The organism is Halopenitus persicus (assembly GCF_002355635.1).
GTDB classification, from domain to species: Archaea; Halobacteriota; Halobacteria; order Halobacteriales; family Haloferacaceae; genus Halopenitus; species Halopenitus persicus_A.
Genome location: NZ_AP017558.1, coordinates 722,118 through 739,785, shown reverse-complemented (window position 1 = coordinate 739,785; position 17,668 = coordinate 722,118). Strand labels below are relative to the sequence as shown.

Genomic DNA, 17,668 nt, shown 5'->3' with positions numbered 1-17,668 from the left:
TCCGGTCCAACCCCCGCCCGCCAGGATCCGGCGACGCTCGAACCGCCACCGATCAGGCAACCATTGCGTCGTCGGATACCTCGAGGGCGGCGTCGAGGGCGTCGATCGCCTCGTCGATCTCCGCCTCCGTGATCGTCAACGGCGGCGCGATGATCAGCGTGTTGATCATGTTCGCGACGTACACTCCGTGCTCGCCGGCGGCCGCGGCGACCTCGTCGACGACCGTGCTCCCCTTCGCGAGCTTGTCCGCACGCTCGCCGAACGGTACCCGCTTTTCGGGATGTTTCGTCAGCTCGATCCCGCGGAACAGCCCGACGCCGCGGGTATCGCCGACGCTCGGATGCGCGTCAGCGAGGTCCTCGAGCCGCGATTCGAGGTACTCACCCGTCTCGCTCGCGCGCTCGATGAGGTTCTCCTCCTGGTAGGTCTCGATGGCGGCCACGCCGGCGGCACACGCCACCGCATGGCCCGCGTACGTGTGCCCGTGCGTGAGCATCTCGTCCTCGAAGTGGGCGGCGATCTCGTCGGTGACGACCGTCGCGCCCAGCGGCTGGTAGGCGCCGGTGAGCCCCTTGGCCATCGTCATGATGTCGGGCGTGACGCCGAAGACGTCGCTGCCGAACCACTCGCCGGTCCGGCCGAATCCGGCCATCACCTCATCGCAGATGAGGAGCGCGCCGTGGTCGTGGGCGATCTCCTTGAGCCGCGGGAGGTACTCCGCGGGCGGGACGAGGATCCCGTTCGACCCGACGACGGGCTCGACGAGGACGGCCGCGACCGTGTCCCCCTCGAGCATCAGCATCTCGTCGATGTACTCCAGGCTCTCCATCGGATCCATCGTGGAGCCGTACGCGTACGGGTCCGGCGCCTTGATCGCGCCCGGCATCCCCGGTTCTGCCGCGAGCCGGCGCGGGTCGCCGGTGACGCTGATGGAGCCGTACGTCGCCCCGTGATACGAGCGGTAGCGGGAGACGATCTTGTCCTTCCCGGTGTAGAACTTCGCGATCTTGATGGCGGCCTCGATCGCCTCCGTGCCGCTGGTCGAGAAGAACGTCTTCGAGAGGTTCCCCGGCGTGATCTCGGCGAGCTTCTCGCCGAGGCGCGCGCGTGCCTCCGTGGTGTAGTTCGGCGCGACGTACGGGACGTCCGCGGCCTGCTCGGCGATCGCCTCGGAGACCCGCGAGGCGGAGTGGCCGAGGTTCGAACACATCAGCTGTCCGGAGAAGTCGATGAACTCGTTTCCGTCCGCGTCGGTGAAGCGGACGCCGTCCCCGTCGACGATCTGGGTCGGGCTGACCTCGCTCTGGTACGACCACGTGCCGAGGACGTGGTCCTTGTCAAGCCGTTCGATCTCGTTCAGCTCGGCGGCGGATCGCTCGGACATACTGTGCCCGGCTACGCGCGTATGTTTGATTAATCTTTGCACGAAATGACGTTTCGGGATATAATATCCAAGAGAGAAAAATAAAGAAGGAATTCGTCCTGAATATTCGCTATCTGGCGGACGTCTTCCGGAGAACGGGGAACGCTTATAACGCTCGGCGCCGATTCGACGACGAACGCATGTCCAGCCAGACGGAGCTTCAGCACGGCACGGTACGGAACTACGTCGACGGCGAGTGGACGACGCCGGCCGCCGACGGGGAGGACGTCACCAACCCGGCGACCGGGGAGTCGATCGCGCGCGTCGGATACAGTTCGGCGGGCGACGTCGACGAGGCGGTCACGACGGGGCAGGACGCCTTCGAGGAATGGCACCGGCGCCCCGTCGAGGAGCGAATCCAGCCGTTGTTCGAGCTCAAGCAGCTGCTCGAGGAGCATCAGGACGACCTCGCGGCGCTGCTCGTCGAGGAGCACGGCAAGACCGTCGGCGAGGCGAAGGGCGAACTGCGACGCGGCATCGAGAACGTCGAGACCGCCTGCGGGATCCCCACGCTGATGCAGGCCGGCCACGTCGAGAACGCCGCACCGGCCATCGACGAGACCGCGGTTCGGAAACCCCTCGGCGTCTTCGCCGCCGTCACGCCGTTCAACTTCCCCGGGATGATCCCGCTGTGGTTCCTCCCGTACGCGGTCGCGACGGGCAACTCGTTCATCCTGAAGCCGAGCGAGCAGACGCCGCTGACCGCGGAGTACCTCTTCGACCTCATCGATCGGGCCGGCTTTCCGGACGGCGTCGTCCAGCTCGTCCACGGGAGCGTCGACACCGTGAACGCGATCCTCGAACACGACGGCATCGAGGGCGTCTCGTTCGTCGGCAGCACGCCCGTCGCGGAGACGATCTACGAGACGGCCGCGGCCAACGGCAAGCGCGTCCAGGCGCAGGGCGGCGCGAAGAACCACGTGATCGTGACCGAATCGGCCGACCTCGAGTTCGCCGCCGAGAAGACGGTCGGCTCCGCGCTGGCCTGCGGCGGCGAGCGCTGTCTGGCCAACGACGTCGCCGTGGTCGAGGAGTCGGTCTACGAGGAGTTCGTGGACCTCGTCCGCGAGGAGGTCGAGCGACAGGTCGTCGGAAACGGCCTCGACGAGGGGACCACGATCGGCGCGCTCATCTCGGCGGACCACGAGCAGCGCGTCCGGAACTACGTGGAGACGGGCGTCCAGGAGGGTGCGGAGCTGATCCACGACGGCCGCGACGTGACCGTCGAGGGCCACGAGGGCGGGAACTTCCTCGGGCCGTGCGTGTTCCGCGACGTGACGTCGGACATGGTCATCGCCCGCGAGGAGATCTTCGGACCGGTGCTGGGCCTGCTGCCCGCGAGCGGCATCGAGGAGGCCATCGACGTTCTGAACGAAAGCGAGTTCGGCAACGCCGCCAGCCTGTTCACGGGCAGCGGCGCGGACGCCAGGCGGTTCCGCCACCGCGCGGAGGCCGGCAACCTGGCGGTGAACGCGGGGACCGCGGCGCCGATGGCGTTCTTCCACTTCGGCGGCCGGAAGGACTCGTTCTTCGGCGACCTCCACGCGCAGGCGGAGGACGTGGTCCGCTTTTATACCGACGAGACGATCTACATCGAGCGCTGGCCCGACGCCTGATCGTCGGGGGTCGCAACCGCGTCGGGACCGGCCGCCGCCCGCCCGGCTGTCCGGCCGCCTGACCGCCCGCCTGACCGGAATATATTCGTGCGAACGTACACCCGAGCGGCGACCGTTTCCTCGAGCGTATGCAGACAGGACGTCGTCCGAACGAGACCGAATCGGGAGTAACCGGCGACGGCGCGACCGAGGTGGCGTGAATGCCCGCGATCGACTTCGACGCCGAGCGGCAGTACGACGAGAACCGGTTCAGTGCTCAAGGAGCGTTCCGCACCGACCGGACGAAGGTCGTCTGCGGCTTCTTCGAACCCGGCCAGTTCATCCCGGTCCACGCGCCGGGCAGCGACCTCGTGGTGAGCGTGCGGTCGGGAACCGGTCTCGTCAGGGAGGGCGACCGCGAGCATCGCGTGGAACCCGGGGACGTCGTCACGGTCGAGGCGGACGTCGACCGCGGGATCCGGGCCGACGAGGACGGCCGGCTCGAGGCGCTGCTGGTGACGTCCCCGCCGCCGACCGACGCGGAACACGATCCGGTCCGCCGTGGACTCAAACGCGGCGAGTTCGATCCGGACGGCGGGGAAACGGATGCGGGGAGTCGCGACGACGGGGCCGGTGCTGCCGGTCGTGGCGACGGAGGGCGGTGATCCCGGTGGCGACGATCCGGTCCCTCGCCGACCTCGAGGGCGCGCCCCACGCGAACGCCTTCCCGAGCGCGGAGCCGAAGACGATCCGGCTGCGGCTCGAGTCCGGCGAGCGCGTCGCCCCGCACAGCCATCCCGACCGGGAGATCGTGGCGTACCTCCTGGAGGGCGCGATCGATCTGCACCTCGACGACGAGATCCACGAGCTCGGACCCGGTGACGTCGCCCACTTCGACGGCGATCAGGACATCTCCCCGGTCGCCAGGGCCGACAGCACCGCGTTGCTCGTGTTGGCGCCCCGGTCCGAGGACTGACGTCCGGCTTCACGGACCGTCTCCCCCATCGGCGGCGAGCGGCCGATGGCTACATACCGCTCCCCGACGAGGGCCCGCTATGAGCACGTTCACAACCGAGATCGCGGTCCGGTTCCGCGACGTCGACTCGATGGGCCACGTCAACAACGCGGTCTACGCGACCTACCTCGAGCAGGCACGGGCCGCCTACTTCCGGGAGGTGCTGGGTCGCGACCTCTCGGCGGTGGAGACCGTGCTCGCGAGCCTCTCGATCGACTACCGCGCCCCGATCGATCTCGACGACGAGGCCGTGACCGTCGAGATCGGCGTCCCCGAGATCGGCACCGCCAGCGTCCCAATGACGTACACGATCGCCACCGACGCGGGCGTCGCCGCCGAGGCGGAGTCCGTCCAGGTAAGCTACGACGCCGACGCCGGGGAGTCCGTCCCGCTCCCGAAGGACTGGCGGTCGACGATCCGCGAATATCACGACCTGTAGCGTCCGCCGTTCCGTTCCTCACGGCCCGACTTCAGGCCGTCCGTTCCTCGTGGCCCGACTTCAGGCGGTCCGCAGCACCGCCGCGGGGAACCGCTCGCGGCCCTCGACCGGGTCGTCCGGCAGCTCGAGTGCCCCCGGCTCGAAGCCGGGCGCCGCCCACAGCAGCGTCGTCTCCCCGGCGAGCGTCCCGTACTCGGCGACTGTCGTCGGCGATATCCGGCCGACCGCGAGCGTCCGGTCGTCCAGATCGATCCGTTCCAGGTGTGTGAGTCCGCCGTCCTCGGGCAGGTCGGTGGCGGCTGCGTCGGCATCCACGGCATCGGCGGAGTCGGCATCCACGGCATCGGCGCCCTCCAGCCCCGGGAACACGGGGTGGAGATGCGCGCCGGCGCCCGCGGGCTCGTTCGCGACCGCGAGCGCGCAGCCGCCCGCCTCGCGCACGCGCTCGACTACCTCCGGGAGGGTCCCCTCGACCGCGGCCAGGGCCTTCCGGAGTCGGTCGATCCTGGTTTCGGGATCGATCCCCTCGGCCGCGTCGTAGACGGCGAGATGTGACTGCTCGCGTCGTGGCTCGGCGCGCTCCTCGATCCGGAACGGGATCGGGACCCCGTCGACGGTCACTGCGTCCGCCTCGGCGACCGCCGGGGGTGTGGCGGTTTCGGTCGCGTTCTCGGGTGCGTGCGCGACGATCCGGAGGTGTTCGTCCCAGTTCGGATAGACGGTCTCGACGGCGACGTACTCGCTGCCGGCGGCCTCGCGGTAGGTCTCGATCAGGTCGGCCATCGTGATCGACGCGAGCGTCTCGTCGAGCAGCCGCTCGAGGAGGTCGCCGTACGTCTCCTCGGGGCCCGCGCGGCGGCGGAGGCGGTCGGCGGCTGCCCCCTCGAGCCACACGAGCGCCGGCTCCTCGTAACAGTCGTCGGGATACGGCGGCGGGCCGGTCCGCTTGACGGTCTCCTCGGCGCGGCGGACCTTCTCGGCGGCGCGCTCGGCGTAGTCGGTGACGATCGTCCGCGAGAGCGGGTCGCCGTCGGTCGACCGGCCGATCGCCCAGATGTAGAGGCCGACGGCCTCGTAGGAGAGGCGATCGGCGCCCTCGTGGACGAGTCGGGTGAGCACCCAGGTCTGGGCCTCCCGCCGGGACAGCGTCGTCTCCGCGACGATCTCGTCGACGTACTCGCCGTACAGCGTCCGCAGCGCGTAACAGTTCTCCTCGATCTCGTCCCGGGTCACGCCGTCCGGAAGCGGGTCCACGGCCGTGAAATCCAGCTCGCCGGCGATGACGTTCAGCTTCGTCGACGGATGCCACTCCGTTTCCAGCTCGACCATACCGCCCGTTCACGGTCGGGACTTAAAAATCGGGTCGCCGGGTCGCCGGGTCGCCGGGTCGCCGAGTCGCCGGGTCTGCCGGTTCGGCGGAGCCGGTCGGGTCGGCCGATCAGATCTTCCCCTCGAAGTAGGAGACGGGCACCTCCTCCTGGAGCACGGCCTCGCCGTCCTCGACCTGCATGATCCGGTAGGGAACGACCGGCTCGAGGTTCTCGTTGAGGTCGACGTTGCCGGAGGCGCCGTCGTAGTTGATCGCCTCGCCGTTCGCGAGGGCATCCTTGCCGGCCTGGAACTCCGCGACGCCGATCGTCGTGTCCCCGTCGTTCGGCCGCGAGACGGCCCGGATGTTCTCCGCGATCGCCGTGCCGCTGGACTCGCCGGCGCGCTGGAGCGCCAGCGCCTCGAGGTAGGTCGCGTCGTAGGCGTGGGGCGCGAACTGGGTGATCTGGTCCTGGCCGCCCATGTTCTCCTGGAACGTCTCGCTGTCGGCCGTCTGCGGGGAGGTGATGTACATCCCCTCGACGATGTCGGACAGCCGCGAGAGCAGGTCCGGGGACCAGATCGCCTCGGCGGCGACCCACTGGCCGCCGTAGCCGCCCTGGTTCCACTGGTTGAGGATCGTCTCGCCGTTGCCCGGATACATGACCGCGCCGACGACGTCGGGGTCGCCCTCGTAGACCGCATCGAGGGTCGAGGTGTAGTCGCTCGCCTCCTGGGCGTAGCCGACCATGTTGAGCGTCTCGCCGTCGAAGTTCTCGCTTGCGACCTGCGCGAGCCCCTCGCCGTAGGGGTTGTCGACGTAGAGGAACGAGGCGGTCTCGGCCTCCAGCGTCTGGTTCATGATCCGGGCGACGACCAGTCCCTGCTGGGTGTCGTTCGGCGACACCCGACCGTAATACTTCACGCCGTTGCTATCGTTGATCCCGGCCGTCGCCAGCGCCGGCGAGGTGTTGCCGTTCGAGACCTCCATCACCCGGTTGTCCCTGGCGATCGGCGCGAGCGTGGTCCCGATGCCGCTCGAGTACGGCCCGACGAGTCCGACGATCCCCTGCTCGTTGATCATCGTCCGGAACTTCTGACCGGCCCGTGCGGGGTCGCCCTCGGTGTCGCGGTTGGTCACCTGTATCTCCCGGTCGAGGGGGCCGCCCGCGGCGTTGATCTCCTCGATCGCGAGGTTCGCGGCCTGCTGATGGCCGCCGCCGTAGGCGCTGTTCGTGCCGGTGATCGGGAACAGCGTCCCGAACTGGATGGGATCGCCGCCACCCCCGCCGTTACCGTCGCCGTTGCCGTCGCCGTTTCCACCGCCGTTGCCGTTGCCGCCGCCGTTGCCGTTGCCGCCGCCGTTACCGTTCCCGCCGCCGTTGCCGTTACCGCCGTCCTGCTGTGAACAGCCGGCGAGCGACACGACGCCGGCGGTGCCGGCCGCGGCGCCGAGTCGCTTGAGCGTCTCTCGTCTGTTGTACGATGACATGGCCCATTCAACGGTTTCGGCCTTCTGTGTAATTAAACCATGTGCTCGGCGTGGGGGATATTTACAATACATTTTTGCCGATAACCGCACGGATGCGAACGAAGCGCGGTGGAGTGTGACCGATCCGTCGGTGTATTTTCCCCTGGATACCCGTCAGATCACCGATCTCGGCGGCTCCGGTATATATTTGATCTTATATAATATATAATTAAATGTATATTCAATGAATAATACCATAATCGTATAGGTACTGCGGTATGAGATGGCATCCATGGCAGTCGAAACGGGGTTGTTGAACGCGATATCGAACGGGATCGTCACCGGGAGCATCGTTGCGCTCGGCGCGATCGGGCTCGCGTTGGTGTACGACATCGGCGACGTGCCCAACTTCGCTCACGGCGATCTCCTGACGCTCGGCGCCTACACGGCGTTGTTGGTGAACAAGCCCGGCACGGTGCCCGGGTTCGGTGCCCTCGCGACTGACACGCGCGGGGTCGGCATCGGCGGGATGGCGTTCCTGTTCGTGGTTTCGGTCGTTGGTGTGTTAGGTATCGTGTATCACCTCGGGGGGAGACGTGCCCTGAAGGGGGGCTGGTGGGGGATCGACGCCCCGCCGTCGGTGGCCGTCGTGATACACGTGCTCGCGGCGGCCGGCGTCGGCGTCCTCGTGGTGACCGGGACGCCGTCGTTCCTCGCGGCGTTGCTGTTCGCGGTCGTCGTCGTGGGTGCGCTCGTCCCGCTGATGGAGTCGCTCGTCTTCCGGAAGTTCCGTGCGAAGGACGCCTCGGTGGCGATGCTGCTCATCGCCTCGCTGGCCGTGGCGTTCATCGTTCGGTTCGGCGTTCAGACGATCTTCGGCGGGGAGATCCGGTCCTACCAGGTGGATACCACGATCCCGTTCGCGGGACGGCAGCTCGACATCACGTTCGCGAAGTTCTTCGACTTCTTCGTGGCCGGCAACGGCTTTTCGCTCTCGATCCGCGAGACGCGCGGGGGGAACGAGATCCCGCTGGCGACGTTCTCCTACTCGTGGATCGAGGTCGCCGCGGTCGTCGCCGTCGCGGCCGTCCTCGGGGTCGCGGCCTACCGGTGGCGGACCAACACCGCGGGGGTCATCGGCGGGCGGCTCGCGGCCGCGCTCGCCGTGGTCGCGACGGTCGTGGTCGGCGGAACGGCGCTCGCTCCCGGGGCGATCCCCGAGACGGCGTGGTACGCCACCCGCGTTCGCGCGTCCCCGCTCCGGATCGGCATCATTCTGACCGCGCTCGTGATGATGGGACTGTTACACTACCTGCTCAGGGCCACGACGCTGGGGAAGGCGATGCGGGCGACGAGCGACAACCGCGACCTCGCGATGGTTCGCGGGATCAACACCCGGCGCGTGATGATGACCGTCTGGATCATCGCCGGCCTGTTCGGGGCTCTCGGCGGCGTGCTGTTGGGGTTCCTCTTCTCGAACCTCTCCATCAACCTCGGGTTCAACCTGCTGTTGCCGATGTTCGCCGGCGTCATCCTCGGCGGGATCAACGTCTACGGCGCCATCCTCGGCAGCTACGCCGTGGGGTTGGCGATGGAGGTCGGCATCTTCGCCATTCCCGGGCTCAGCGCGACCTACCGCATCCCGGTCGCGTTCGTGGTGTTGCTCGTGGTGTTGCTCGTGAAGCCGGAAGGCATCGTGGGGGGGAACTGAGATGGCGGTCTCCGACGTCGTCGTCTCGTTCGCGTTGCTCGTGGCCATCTACGGCGTCCTCTCGCTCGGGCTGAACGTCAAGTTCGGCCACACCGGGCTGTTGGACTTCGGCCACGTCGGGTTCTTCCTGATCGGCGCGTACACCTCCGCGCTGTTCGTGTTGCCGCCGGACGACCCGGCCGACTTCACCAACTACGTCATCGGACTCGGGGACGTCCCCCTCGTGGGCACCTGGGCGTTCGGGATCATCGTCGCGACGATACTGACGGGGGTGATCGGCGGGCTCGTGGCCCTGCCGACGATACGGTTGCGCGAGGACTACCTCGCCATCACGCTGTTGGGGATCTCGGTCATCTTCCAGCGGGTCGTCCAGTCGGAGAGCTGGCTGGCGAACGGGCCGGACGCGCTCCGGGGGTACTCCCCGCCGTTCCAGGGGCTCTTCCCGATCGATCCGGGGACCGTCGTGGGTGCGGTCGCGTTCGCGCTCGTGGTGTTCGTCGTCTGGACGGTCGCCACGGCGGCGCTGTCGTTGCAGCGCGAGCACGACTCCCGGCTGCCGCTCGACCGGATCTACGCGGTCACGACGTTCGGCCTCGGGACGCGTGCCGCCGGCCTCCTCGGCTCCCGGTTCGCGGTGGCCGGCGTCGCGGGGCTGATCGCGGCCGTGATATCGGCGGGCCTGCTGCTCGGTGCCTCCCTCGTGTTGGTCGTCGGCGTCCTGGTCTCGGTCTACGGCTGGCTCGTGGTGCTCGTGGGGATCGGCCAACACTACGCCGGCCTCGCGCGCCGCGAACTGGCCCTCGGCGTCGGGTTCGGGACGGGGCTGCTCGTGGCGCTGCTGCCGCTGCCGATCGTCGACCGGATCTCGGTTTCGATCGTCGGGACGCTCGCGCTGTTGGGTGCGCTCGTGTACGCCTACTACTACGCGATCACGTCCTACGACTGGGTCGCGGACGTCAAGCTGACCGTCATCGGACTCGGCGGCGTCTGGTTCGTCGGCATCTGGTACGTCCTGTTGCCGGTCCTCGGTCCGCTGGGGTCCGGGGACGTCGCTGGCGTGCTCAGCACGCTCTTTCAGAACGTGGTCTGGTTCCTCCAGTTCGGCAGCAGCGCCGGGATCGGCTACTCCATCGCGGTCATCGGCGACGTGACCGTCCAACTGGATTACAGCCGGTTCCAGCTCGCGCTGTTCCTCCTGTCGCTCGGCGCGCTGTACACGGTGTTGGAGGCGGCGGTCCAGTCGCCGTTCGGCCGCGTCCTGCGGGCGATCCGCAACGACGAGGCGGTGGTGAAGTCGCTCGGAAAGGACCCGTTCGTCTACAAGGTCCAGAGTATGGTGATCGGTTCGGCGCTCGGCGGCTTCGCCGGGGCGATGTGGGCGATGTACTCCCAGGGGCTCACCTTCCGGACCGGCGCCCCCGAGACGACCTTCATCGCGCTGCTCATCGTCTTCGTCGGCGGGGTCGGCAACAACAAGGGCGTCCTGCTCGGCGCGGTGCTCTACTGGGCGTTCCAGCAGGCCACCACGCAGCTGGCCGGCTTCTTCCCGCCCGCATTGCGGGTGAACGTCCTCGCGTTCCGGCTCGTCGTGGTCGGCGTGTTGTTCCTGATCGTGTTGTACTACATGCCGGACGGGCTGCTTGGCCGTGAGGAGTACTCCTCGGGGGTGAGCGACTCATGACGACGATCCTCGAGGTCGACGGCCTCGAGAAGCATTACGGCGGCATCACCGCCGTCGACGGCGCCACGTTCGGGATCGAGGAGGGGTCGATCACCGGCCTCATCGGGCCGAACGGCGCCGGCAAGACGACGACGTTCAACCTCATCAGCGGCTTCGAGGAGCCCGACGGCGGCACCGTCCGGTTCCGCGACGAGGACCTCCAGGACCTGATGGAGCCCAGCCGCGACGAGCGCGTCATCTGGGGCGGCGCCTCGGCGATCACCGCCGGGACGATCGGCGGCATCGCGGGCGTCGCCGGTCTCGGGCTCGGCACCGTCGGCGGCCTCGGGACGCTCGCGGTCGGTGCGGGCCTGGGAGCCGGGTTCTACGCCGGCCAGGAACGGGTCCGGCAGTCCCGCGAGGGCCACACCAACAGCCGGCCGTTCATGCTCGCCCGGGAGGGGCTCGTCCGGACCTTCCAGATCACCCGCGAGCTGACCGAGATGACCGTCCTCGAGAACCTGATGCTGGCCCCGCAGGGCCAGGCCGGCGAGAACCTGGCGAACACCTGGCTGCGCCGGGACCTGATGGAACGGGAGGAGGTCGCGGTCCGCGAGCAGGCCCGCGAGATGCTCGAGCTGTTGGAGCTCGACCACGTGAGCGACGAGCGCGCGGGCAACCTCTCGGGCGGCCAACGGAAGCTGCTCGAGCTGGGTCGGGTGCTGATGATCGAGCCGGAGGTCATCCTGCTCGACGAGCCGGTCGCGGGGGTCAACCCCTCGCTCACCCGGAAGCTGATGGACCGCATCGAGACGCTTCGGGACGAGGGCTACACCTTCTGTATCGTCGAGCACGACATGGAGGTCATCATGAACCTGAGCGACACCATCATCGTGATGAGCGAGGGGGACGTCCTCGTCGAGGGCGACCCCGAGGCGATCCAGGAGGACGAGGCGGTCATCGACGCCTACCTCGGCGTGGACTGACCGGCCGGCCCGGTCCGGCCCCGTTTGGGACGATCCGACGCACAGGGGGAAGAGGTAACCAACACGGCGAGACACGACACACATATGGCACTACTCGAAGCCCGGGACGTGGTTTCCGGATACGGCGACGCGACGATCCTCCACGGCGTCGACCTCGACGCCGACGAGGAGGAGATAGTGACGATCATCGGCCCCAACGGGGCGGGCAAGTCGACGCTGCTCAAGGCGATCTACGGGCTCATCGACTGCTGGGAGGGGACGGTCCGGTTCGACGGCGAGGACATCACCGACCGCCGGGCCGACACGGTCAGCGAGCTCGGGATGTGTTACGTCCCCCAGCGGGGCAACGTCTTCCCGACGCTGTCGGTCAAGGAGAACCTGGAGATGGGCGCGTACATCGAGGACGAGGTGACCGAGGCGGACTTCCAGGAGGTGTGGGACAGGTTCCCGATCCTGGAGGAGCGGAAACACCAGCGGGCCGAGTCGATGAGCGGCGGCCAACAGCAGATGCTGGCGCTCTCCTCGGCGCTGATGGTCGACCCCGACCTCCTGGTCGTCGACGAGCCCTCCGCGGGGCTGGCGCCCGATTTGGTCGACGACATGTTCGACCGGCTGGTCGACATCCGGGACGGGACCGAGACGGCGATCCTGATGGTCGAACAGAACGCCAAGCAGGCGCTGCGCGTCTCCGACCGGGGCTACGTCCTGGATATGGGCGAGAACCGGTTCGAGGGGACCGGCACGGAGCTGCTCGAGAGCGACGAGGTGATGGAGCTGTACCTCGGCGGCGCCTAAGGCAGTCGCGAGTCGGGCGGTGGCTGCGCCGGACGCGCCGCGGCGGTCGCGAGTCGCATCGCGGGGTCGGGTCCCGCCGCGGAAGGTCGGCGGGAGCTTGATGGGGACGCGGGCCCAACGGCGCGTATGGCATTGACGCTGTACGCCCTGGAGGGCTGTCCGTGGTGTGAGAAGGTCCACGACGCGTTGCAGGCGGCGGACCTGGAGTATCGAACCGAGTGGGTCGAGGGGCTGCACTCGAAGCGCAACGAGGTAAAACGCGTAAGCGGTCAACGCGCGGTCCCGGTGCTCGTCGACGACGAGCGCGGCGTGACGATGGCCGAGAGCGCGAACATCCTCGAGTACGTGGAGCGGACGCTGGCGTGACCATCTACACCGGACGCGGGGACGCCGGGGAGACGGACCTCCGGACGATGGAGCGCGTCTCCAAGACCGACCCCCGCATCGAGGCCTACGGCACGGTCGACGAGGCGAACGCGCTGATCGGGACGGTCCGGCCGACCGGCCATCCCGACGTCGACGAGACGCTCGCCGAGGTGCAAAACGACCTCCACGTCGTCCAGGCGGACCTCGCGAATCCCGACCCCGATCCCGACGATCCCCGGGTGACCGACGAGCACGTCGCGGCGCTGGAGGACCGGATCGACGCCCTCTCCGAGGAGTTGGCGCCCCTGCAGTCGTTCATCCTTCCGGGCGGCGGCGAGGCGGGATCGCGGCTGCACCACGCCCGCGCCGTGGTTCGGCGGGCCGAGCGACGCACCGTCGCGCTCGCCCGCGAGGAGCCGGTCGAGGAGGCCGTCCTCGCGTACCTGAACCGCCTCTCCGACGCGCTGTTCACGCTCGCGCGCGTGGTGAACGCCCGCGCGGACGAGCCCGAGGAGTCGCCGACGTACTGAGATCCGAGGCGAGGTCGTGGGCCGGACGGCGGGACTGCGCCCGGACCGTCCCCGTTTCGTTTTCATCCCGTATCTCATCCCGTACCTCATCCCGTATCACTCCACGATCTCGACGTCTTCCCGCGAACGATGTTCCGTCCTCTCAAAACGGACCCGTCGTCTTTCCGTCGTCGCTACCAGGTCCCGTCTTCTCCGACGGATTCCGTCGTCCACAAAAGGTTCCGTCGTTCTGGAAAGGTTCTGTTGTTTCCACAAGGACTATATCCTCCGGCGTCCTATCGGTGGGTATGAGCAAGCACTTCCAGGACGCACGATACTACCTCGGACGAGCGATCGACCACACGACTGCGGGCGTGAAGGAGGAACTCGAGCCGGTCACGGAACGGGCACGCGAGCTGGCGGGCGTCGAGCAGGAGCCGGAGCCCTCGTGGCTCGAGTCGCGCCGGGCCGACCTGGTCGCGGCCGGCGAGCGCGCGGCGGAGACGGCCCGCGAGACGGCGGCGTCCCTTCGGGAGATGGTCCGCGGCTCCCGCGGCGACGGCGACGCCGCATAGGGATCGGGAACCGGGTTTTTTCGGGTCGTCCGTTCGTCGACGTCCGTCGCCGGACGTGGGGCGGTCGCGGGCGGCGTCGCACCGATGAGTCGCGCCACAAGGCAATCCTTAAGTCGGAACGCCGGCTAGCGAGCGATAGCGGGCTGGTGGTCTAGTCCGGTTATGACGGCTCCTTCACACGGAGCAGGCCCCAAGTTCAAATCTTGGCCAGCCCATCACCTTTCATATGGAAATCACAGGGCTGCGAGATTCATTTAACTGAACTGAATTAGGCGCTAAGTCCCCTTCCTCAAGGAGCAAACCGCGTCAGCGGTGAGCGAGTAGGGTGGGGTAGTTCACATATCGTGGCTATCAGGACGGGCCGTCCTGATCGTCCGGATCGGCGGTGCCGACGTGAGTGATTTCGACGCGACGCCGGAGGCGGACAAGGATGATCAGGCCCGCTATCGGCGTTCCGATGGTCAGCATCGTATCCAGCCAGGCGTGTCCACCGGTCTCGTTCTGTCCGGCGCGGAAGACCCGGTAGTAGGTGTCCTCCGCGGTTCGGATCGGCGTCTTCGGAACGTCGAGGTCGCGGTGGGCCACCCCGGTGCCGGTACGTGCCGCCTGCGCGATCGGAGACGGAACCGTGTCGACGTCACGGGACACACGGAACAGTACCTCGGCGGGTGGTGCCTGTCGGTGTGACAGTTCCACCCGGTACAGATCGCCGCTGGTGTCGGCATCTTCCGGGGCCTCCCCCTTCTCGTAGACGGTGCGGTTTGCGACGACGTACACGCGCGAACGGTTCGCGACGGTGGTGGCCTCGTAGACCGTGCCGTTGATCTGGACGTAGTCGTAGCTGTCGGGCGCGACGGCGAAGGAGCTCGTTCCCGTGCCGGCGGTACTGGAGTAGATCGGCGTGAGAACGGTGTTGTTTCGTGCCAGATGGCGCTCAAAAGCACACGCACGGGAGGAGGTGCCTGCACAGGCGATTTCCTCGCTCAGAATCGTGCCGGCCGGGACTGCCGACTCGTTCTCGAAGGCCACACCGGAGCCGTCGTCGGTGATCTGGGCCCGCTCGTACCGGTAGGTCGGGTCACCGAGGTGGAGAGCGGGAATCCACAGCGGCCCGGCGAGCAGCGCCAGCGCGATGACGGCACGCAGCGCGTCCCGACGCTGCGGCGTCAGGCGGTCGGTGGAGGACATTGCCGGACGGTAGCACGCCGCTTCAGTAAGTGTTTCTGGAGGGGGAGGTCCCCGACGGTGCGATCACGTCACCTGCGATGGGTGGGACTTCGCCGTCGCATCACGCAGGACGAGCAACCACGGTGGAACGACGCCCGCGAAATCAACGACAACCGTTGCGACCGTATCGACACCGGCATTGACCGCCACGCCGCCGGCCTCACAACGGCCACCACCGATGTCGTCGCCGTGAACGCGGCGAGGTGATCACCGACTGATGTGCACTATCCGTGCATCCACCGAAACGGTTATTTCTTTATGTGCAGAACTTGCACATAGAATGAGCGCGAGCGACGATCCGCGACGGGTCCATTTCCAGTCACCGGAGTATCTGGTCGACCGGCTGGATGCGATCGCGGAGCTCTTCGACACGGATCGGACGGACCTGCTTGTCGAGGCGATTCGCGAGTACATCGAAGACACGGCCGATAACGAGACGTTTCAGGAGCTGGTCGCGACGAAGTACTACGACGACCAACTCGAGTTCGAGACGGTGAAGCAGCTGGTCGGCGCCGAGACCGCCCAGCGCCTCCGTCTTCTCAAAGCGGATCTCGAGGACGAACCACTCGATCTCGCTACCCCCGACGACCTCGACGTCTACGATGGCGACGCGACGGCGGTTGAAACCGCAGCCGACGACGAGCGATGAGCGGCCGGCGGCTGCGAACGGTCGTCGCCGACACCAGCGCGCTCGTCAGTCTCGCGGTTCCCCGAGCCGACGCGGCCGTCGAAACCGACGTCCCGGACCCGTTCCAGTATCTGCTCACCTCGTGTGAGGTGTTCGTGCCGCCGGAAGTGGTCGCGGAACTCCGCGGCATCACGCAGTACCAGGACAGCCACGTCGCGGCTGCGAACAACGTCCTCGCGGCCCGCAGCTACTACACGATTGAAGACCCCTACAAGCGTGAGGACACACCGGACTCCCGTCCGACGTTTGGCCTCGATGACGGTGAAACCGATGGCATCGTCCTCGCGAACGCGCTCGCCGTCGACGGGTTTCTCACCGACGAGTTCGGCGGGACGAACTTTCCGCTGATTCACGCCGTGCTGCAAGGGCCACGGATCGTTCCGACACCACGGCTCATCGCCGATTACGCTCGCAACGGCCATCTGAGTCACGAGGAGGCTCGAACGCTGATCACGACGATCAGCCCCCATCGGAGCTGGAAGAACAACCCCTACGTCACGCAATTGCTCCAGCGTCTCGACGAGTAACCGGGCACCGAGTGGCGACGCCGAACACCCAGCGCCGGCGACGACACTCGACAGTCCTCGGCCGTTCTGAGTCCACCGCGACGGTCGCTGGCTCGCCGAGTGTCGCGGCCGGCTGGAGAGGTATCGCTGTCGTTTGGCGGGTCCGACCGGTCTCCCTCTCCCGCGTGAGGCGACCCGCCGCTACTCCGAGACGGGCTCGGCGCGTCGCATCGCGGCGACGTCTGCGGCGATGGCCTCGGCGACGGCGTTGGCGAGCCCCGGGGGGACGGCGTTGCCGACCACCTTCAGCTGCGTGCTCTTTGCGCCCTGGAAGACGTAGTCGTCGGGGAACGACTGGAGGATGGCACACTCGCGGACGGTCCCGACGCGGTCCTTCTCGGGGTGGATGAACGGGGCGTTGTGGTTCTCCTTGATCGTGAACGCGGGCGCGTCGGGCTCGAGTCGGCGCCAGCTGTCGCCGTAGCTCTCATAGAGGCTCTCGCCGGGCTCGACGTCGGCGATCCGGTCGACCATGTCCGCGGAGTGGTCCGTGGTCTCGGTGTTCGGGAGCCCCTCGAGATCCCGGTCGAGGATGGCGTCCGCGACGGTGACGTAGGACTGGCGCCGGGTGCCGGTGAGCGTGGTCTGTTCGGCCGGGCCGTGGGTGCGCTCGGGATAGGTCGGCTGCTCGCCGTCCCGCCGGCCGATGAAGATCACGCGGCGGCGCGTCTGTGGGACGCCGTAGTCCGCGGCGTTCAGCGTCTCGTAGCGCGTCTTCTCGTAGCCCGCGTCGGCAAAGCCCGCCAGGATCGACCGCAGGGTGTCGCCGTCCTCCATCGAAGTGATCCCGGGGACGTTCTCCATCACGAAGACGGCCGGTTGGACGAACTCGACGAAGTCGATGAAGCTGCCGACCAGGGAGTTGCGATCGTCGTCGGGGTCGCGGTGGCCGGCGATGCTGAACCCCTTACACGGCGGGCCGCCGATGACGACGTCGATCGCGTCGGGGTCGATCGGGTGCGTCGCGAAGAACTCGGCGGGCTCGACCGTCGCGAGGTCCGCCCGGATCGCCAGCGCGTCCTCGTGGTTGTGCTCGTGGGTCGCGAGGAAGTCCTCGCTGACGTCCACGCCGGCGACGACGTCGTAGCCGGCCCGGAGGAATCCCTCCGAGAGGCCGCCGCCGCCGCAGAAGAGATCGAGCACGTGGACGTCACCGGGATCGAGGTCGGACGTGGGCATACGGGATCCTCTCGTGAAGTCGAGTTACCTTCACCGGTTCGTCGTGGCGATAGTTAAGCGCTCGCGTGGTGGTGGGGTTCGAACTGGCGTCCTGGGTGACCGAACTTGCGGTGATGGTGGCGAAGGGGCGGGGCTCCCATACAGCTATCTTTGTG

General features: G+C 67.8%; 19 protein-coding genes and 1 tRNA gene. 15 read left to right on the top strand and 5 right to left on the bottom strand.

The annotated features are described in order from the left end of the window. Positions 1-52 precede the first annotated feature (52 nt). Positions 53-1,384: an aminotransferase family protein gene (locus CPZ00_RS03625; protein WP_096389673.1), complete on the bottom strand. Its 1,332-nt coding sequence runs from the start codon at positions 1,382-1,384 to the stop codon at positions 53-55. Positions 1,385-1,563: 179 nt separating this feature from the next. Between CPZ00_RS03625 and CPZ00_RS03620 the strand changes: the two genes are divergently transcribed. The 4 genes from CPZ00_RS03620 to CPZ00_RS03605 all read left to right on the top strand — a co-directional run bounded on the left by CPZ00_RS03620 (position 1,564) and on the right by CPZ00_RS03605 (position 4,472). Beyond that, entirely contained in the window at positions 1,564-3,039 is a 1,476-nt protein-coding gene (locus tag CPZ00_RS03620; protein WP_096389672.1) for a CoA-acylating methylmalonate-semialdehyde dehydrogenase, read from the top strand. Between the two features lie 200 nt (positions 3,040-3,239). Next, positions 3,240-3,683 carry a cupin domain-containing protein gene (locus tag CPZ00_RS03615; RefSeq protein ID WP_096389671.1) on the top strand — a complete coding sequence of 148 codons (444 nt, stop codon included), beginning with the start codon at positions 3,240-3,242 and terminating at the stop codon, positions 3,681-3,683. Between the two features lie 5 nt (positions 3,684-3,688). Then, complete coding sequence (locus tag CPZ00_RS03610) at positions 3,689-3,994, top strand: cupin domain-containing protein (RefSeq protein WP_096391581.1); 306 nt, start codon at positions 3,689-3,691, stop codon at positions 3,992-3,994. A gap of 79 nt (positions 3,995-4,073) precedes the next feature. Next, positions 4,074-4,472, top strand: a complete 399-nt coding sequence (locus tag CPZ00_RS03605) for an acyl-CoA thioesterase (protein WP_096389670.1) — start codon at positions 4,074-4,076, stop codon at positions 4,470-4,472. Positions 4,473-4,532: 60 nt separating this feature from the next. On the opposite strand, the gene CPZ00_RS03600 is transcribed toward CPZ00_RS03605, so the two are convergent. Both CPZ00_RS03600 and CPZ00_RS03595 read right to left on the bottom strand, forming a co-directional pair. Further along, complete coding sequence (locus CPZ00_RS03600) at positions 4,533-5,801, bottom strand: hypothetical protein (protein ID WP_096389669.1); 1,269 nt, start codon at positions 5,799-5,801, stop codon at positions 4,533-4,535. Positions 5,802-5,910: 109 nt separating this feature from the next. Further along, a complete protein-coding gene (locus CPZ00_RS03595; RefSeq protein WP_096389668.1) occupies positions 5,911-7,272 on the bottom strand; it encodes an ABC transporter substrate-binding protein in 1,362 nt (453 codons plus the stop codon). A 271-nt stretch (positions 7,273-7,543) separates the two neighbouring features. Here CPZ00_RS03595 and CPZ00_RS03590 point away from each other — a divergent pair, with 271 nt between their 5' ends. The 8 genes from CPZ00_RS03590 to CPZ00_RS03555 all read left to right on the top strand — a co-directional run bounded on the left by CPZ00_RS03590 (position 7,544) and on the right by CPZ00_RS03555 (position 14,068). Beyond that, entirely contained in the window at positions 7,544-8,962 is a 1,419-nt protein-coding gene (locus CPZ00_RS03590) for a branched-chain amino acid ABC transporter permease (protein ID WP_096389667.1), read from the top strand. Position 8,963: 1 nt separating this feature from the next. Then, positions 8,964-10,643 carry a branched-chain amino acid ABC transporter permease gene (locus CPZ00_RS03585; protein WP_096389666.1) on the top strand — a complete coding sequence of 560 codons (1,680 nt, stop codon included), beginning with the start codon at positions 8,964-8,966 and terminating at the stop codon, positions 10,641-10,643. Beyond that, positions 10,640-11,608: an ABC transporter ATP-binding protein gene (locus tag CPZ00_RS03580; protein ID WP_096389665.1), complete on the top strand. Its 969-nt coding sequence runs from the start codon at positions 10,640-10,642 to the stop codon at positions 11,606-11,608. Before CPZ00_RS03585 ends, CPZ00_RS03580 begins: the two co-directional genes overlap by 4 nt. Before the next feature lie 84 nt (positions 11,609-11,692). Next, positions 11,693-12,403 carry an ABC transporter ATP-binding protein gene (locus tag CPZ00_RS03575; protein ID WP_096389664.1) on the top strand — a complete coding sequence of 237 codons (711 nt, stop codon included), beginning with the start codon at positions 11,693-11,695 and terminating at the stop codon, positions 12,401-12,403. A gap of 126 nt (positions 12,404-12,529) precedes the next feature. After that, positions 12,530-12,769 (top strand): glutathione S-transferase N-terminal domain-containing protein, encoded by a 240-nt coding sequence (locus tag CPZ00_RS03570; RefSeq protein ID WP_096389663.1) that lies wholly within the window; start codon positions 12,530-12,532, stop codon positions 12,767-12,769. Further along, the gene (locus CPZ00_RS03565; RefSeq protein ID WP_096389662.1) at positions 12,766-13,299 is read left to right on the top strand and encodes a cob(I)yrinic acid a,c-diamide adenosyltransferase; all 534 of its coding nucleotides are present in this window, start codon (positions 12,766-12,768) and stop codon (positions 13,297-13,299) included. Before CPZ00_RS03570 ends, CPZ00_RS03565 begins: the two co-directional genes overlap by 4 nt. 287 nt (positions 13,300-13,586) lie before the next feature. Next, a complete protein-coding gene (locus CPZ00_RS03560; RefSeq protein ID WP_096389661.1) occupies positions 13,587-13,853 on the top strand; it encodes a DUF7553 family protein in 267 nt (88 codons plus the stop codon). Positions 13,854-13,993: 140 nt separating this feature from the next. Next, positions 13,994-14,068, top strand: a tRNA-Val gene (locus CPZ00_RS03555). 136 nt (positions 14,069-14,204) lie between these two features. Here the strand turns inward: CPZ00_RS03555 and CPZ00_RS03550 are convergent. After that, positions 14,205-15,041, bottom strand: a complete 837-nt coding sequence (locus CPZ00_RS03550) for a hypothetical protein (RefSeq protein ID WP_096389660.1) — start codon at positions 15,039-15,041, stop codon at positions 14,205-14,207. A 57-nt stretch (positions 15,042-15,098) separates the two neighbouring features. On the opposite strand from CPZ00_RS03550, the gene CPZ00_RS15275 reads away from it, so the two are divergent. From CPZ00_RS15275 to CPZ00_RS03540, 3 genes are all read left to right on the top strand, one after another. After that, entirely contained in the window at positions 15,099-15,287 is a 189-nt protein-coding gene (locus tag CPZ00_RS15275) for a hypothetical protein (RefSeq protein WP_157744170.1), read from the top strand. A gap of 73 nt (positions 15,288-15,360) precedes the next feature. Further along, positions 15,361-15,729 (top strand): hypothetical protein, encoded by a 369-nt coding sequence (locus tag CPZ00_RS03545; RefSeq protein WP_096389659.1) that lies wholly within the window; start codon positions 15,361-15,363, stop codon positions 15,727-15,729. Further along, positions 15,726-16,295 carry a hypothetical protein gene (locus CPZ00_RS03540; RefSeq protein WP_096389658.1) on the top strand — a complete coding sequence of 190 codons (570 nt, stop codon included), beginning with the start codon at positions 15,726-15,728 and terminating at the stop codon, positions 16,293-16,295. The genes CPZ00_RS03545 and CPZ00_RS03540 overlap by 4 nt, the downstream gene beginning before the upstream one ends. Before the next feature lie 180 nt (positions 16,296-16,475). Here the strand turns inward: CPZ00_RS03540 and CPZ00_RS03535 are convergent, their stop codons facing one another. Beyond that, positions 16,476-17,513 carry a DNA cytosine methyltransferase gene (locus tag CPZ00_RS03535; RefSeq protein ID WP_096389657.1) on the bottom strand — a complete coding sequence of 346 codons (1,038 nt, stop codon included), beginning with the start codon at positions 17,511-17,513 and terminating at the stop codon, positions 16,476-16,478. Positions 17,514-17,668: the final 155 nt, after the last annotated feature.

Coding starts and splice junctions, on each gene's coding strand:
- CPZ00_RS03625 (WP_096389673.1), bottom strand. CDS start 1,384: ATGTCCGAGCGATCCGCCGCCGAGCTGAACGAGATCGAACGGCTTGAC.
- CPZ00_RS03620 (WP_096389672.1), top strand. CDS start 1,564: ATGTCCAGCCAGACGGAGCTTCAGCACGGCACGGTACGGAACTACGTC.
- CPZ00_RS03615 (WP_096389671.1), top strand. CDS start 3,240: ATGCCCGCGATCGACTTCGACGCCGAGCGGCAGTACGACGAGAACCGG.
- CPZ00_RS03605 (WP_096389670.1), top strand. CDS start 4,074: ATGAGCACGTTCACAACCGAGATCGCGGTCCGGTTCCGCGACGTCGAC.
- CPZ00_RS03600 (WP_096389669.1), bottom strand. CDS start 5,801: ATGGTCGAGCTGGAAACGGAGTGGCATCCGTCGACGAAGCTGAACGTC.
- CPZ00_RS03595 (WP_096389668.1), bottom strand. CDS start 7,272: ATGTCATCGTACAACAGACGAGAGACGCTCAAGCGACTCGGCGCCGCG.
- CPZ00_RS03590 (WP_096389667.1), top strand. CDS start 7,544: ATGGCAGTCGAAACGGGGTTGTTGAACGCGATATCGAACGGGATCGTC.
- CPZ00_RS03585 (WP_096389666.1), top strand. CDS start 8,964: ATGGCGGTCTCCGACGTCGTCGTCTCGTTCGCGTTGCTCGTGGCCATC.
- CPZ00_RS03580 (WP_096389665.1), top strand. CDS start 10,640: ATGACGACGATCCTCGAGGTCGACGGCCTCGAGAAGCATTACGGCGGC.
- CPZ00_RS03575 (WP_096389664.1), top strand. CDS start 11,693: ATGGCACTACTCGAAGCCCGGGACGTGGTTTCCGGATACGGCGACGCG.
- CPZ00_RS03570 (WP_096389663.1), top strand. CDS start 12,530: ATGGCATTGACGCTGTACGCCCTGGAGGGCTGTCCGTGGTGTGAGAAG.
- CPZ00_RS03560 (WP_096389661.1), top strand. CDS start 13,587: ATGAGCAAGCACTTCCAGGACGCACGATACTACCTCGGACGAGCGATC.
- CPZ00_RS03550 (WP_096389660.1), bottom strand. CDS start 15,041: ATGTCCTCCACCGACCGCCTGACGCCGCAGCGTCGGGACGCGCTGCGT.
- CPZ00_RS03545 (WP_096389659.1), top strand. CDS start 15,361: ATGAGCGCGAGCGACGATCCGCGACGGGTCCATTTCCAGTCACCGGAG.
- CPZ00_RS03540 (WP_096389658.1), top strand. CDS start 15,726: ATGAGCGGCCGGCGGCTGCGAACGGTCGTCGCCGACACCAGCGCGCTC.
- CPZ00_RS03535 (WP_096389657.1), bottom strand. CDS start 17,513: ATGCCCACGTCCGACCTCGATCCCGGTGACGTCCACGTGCTCGATCTC.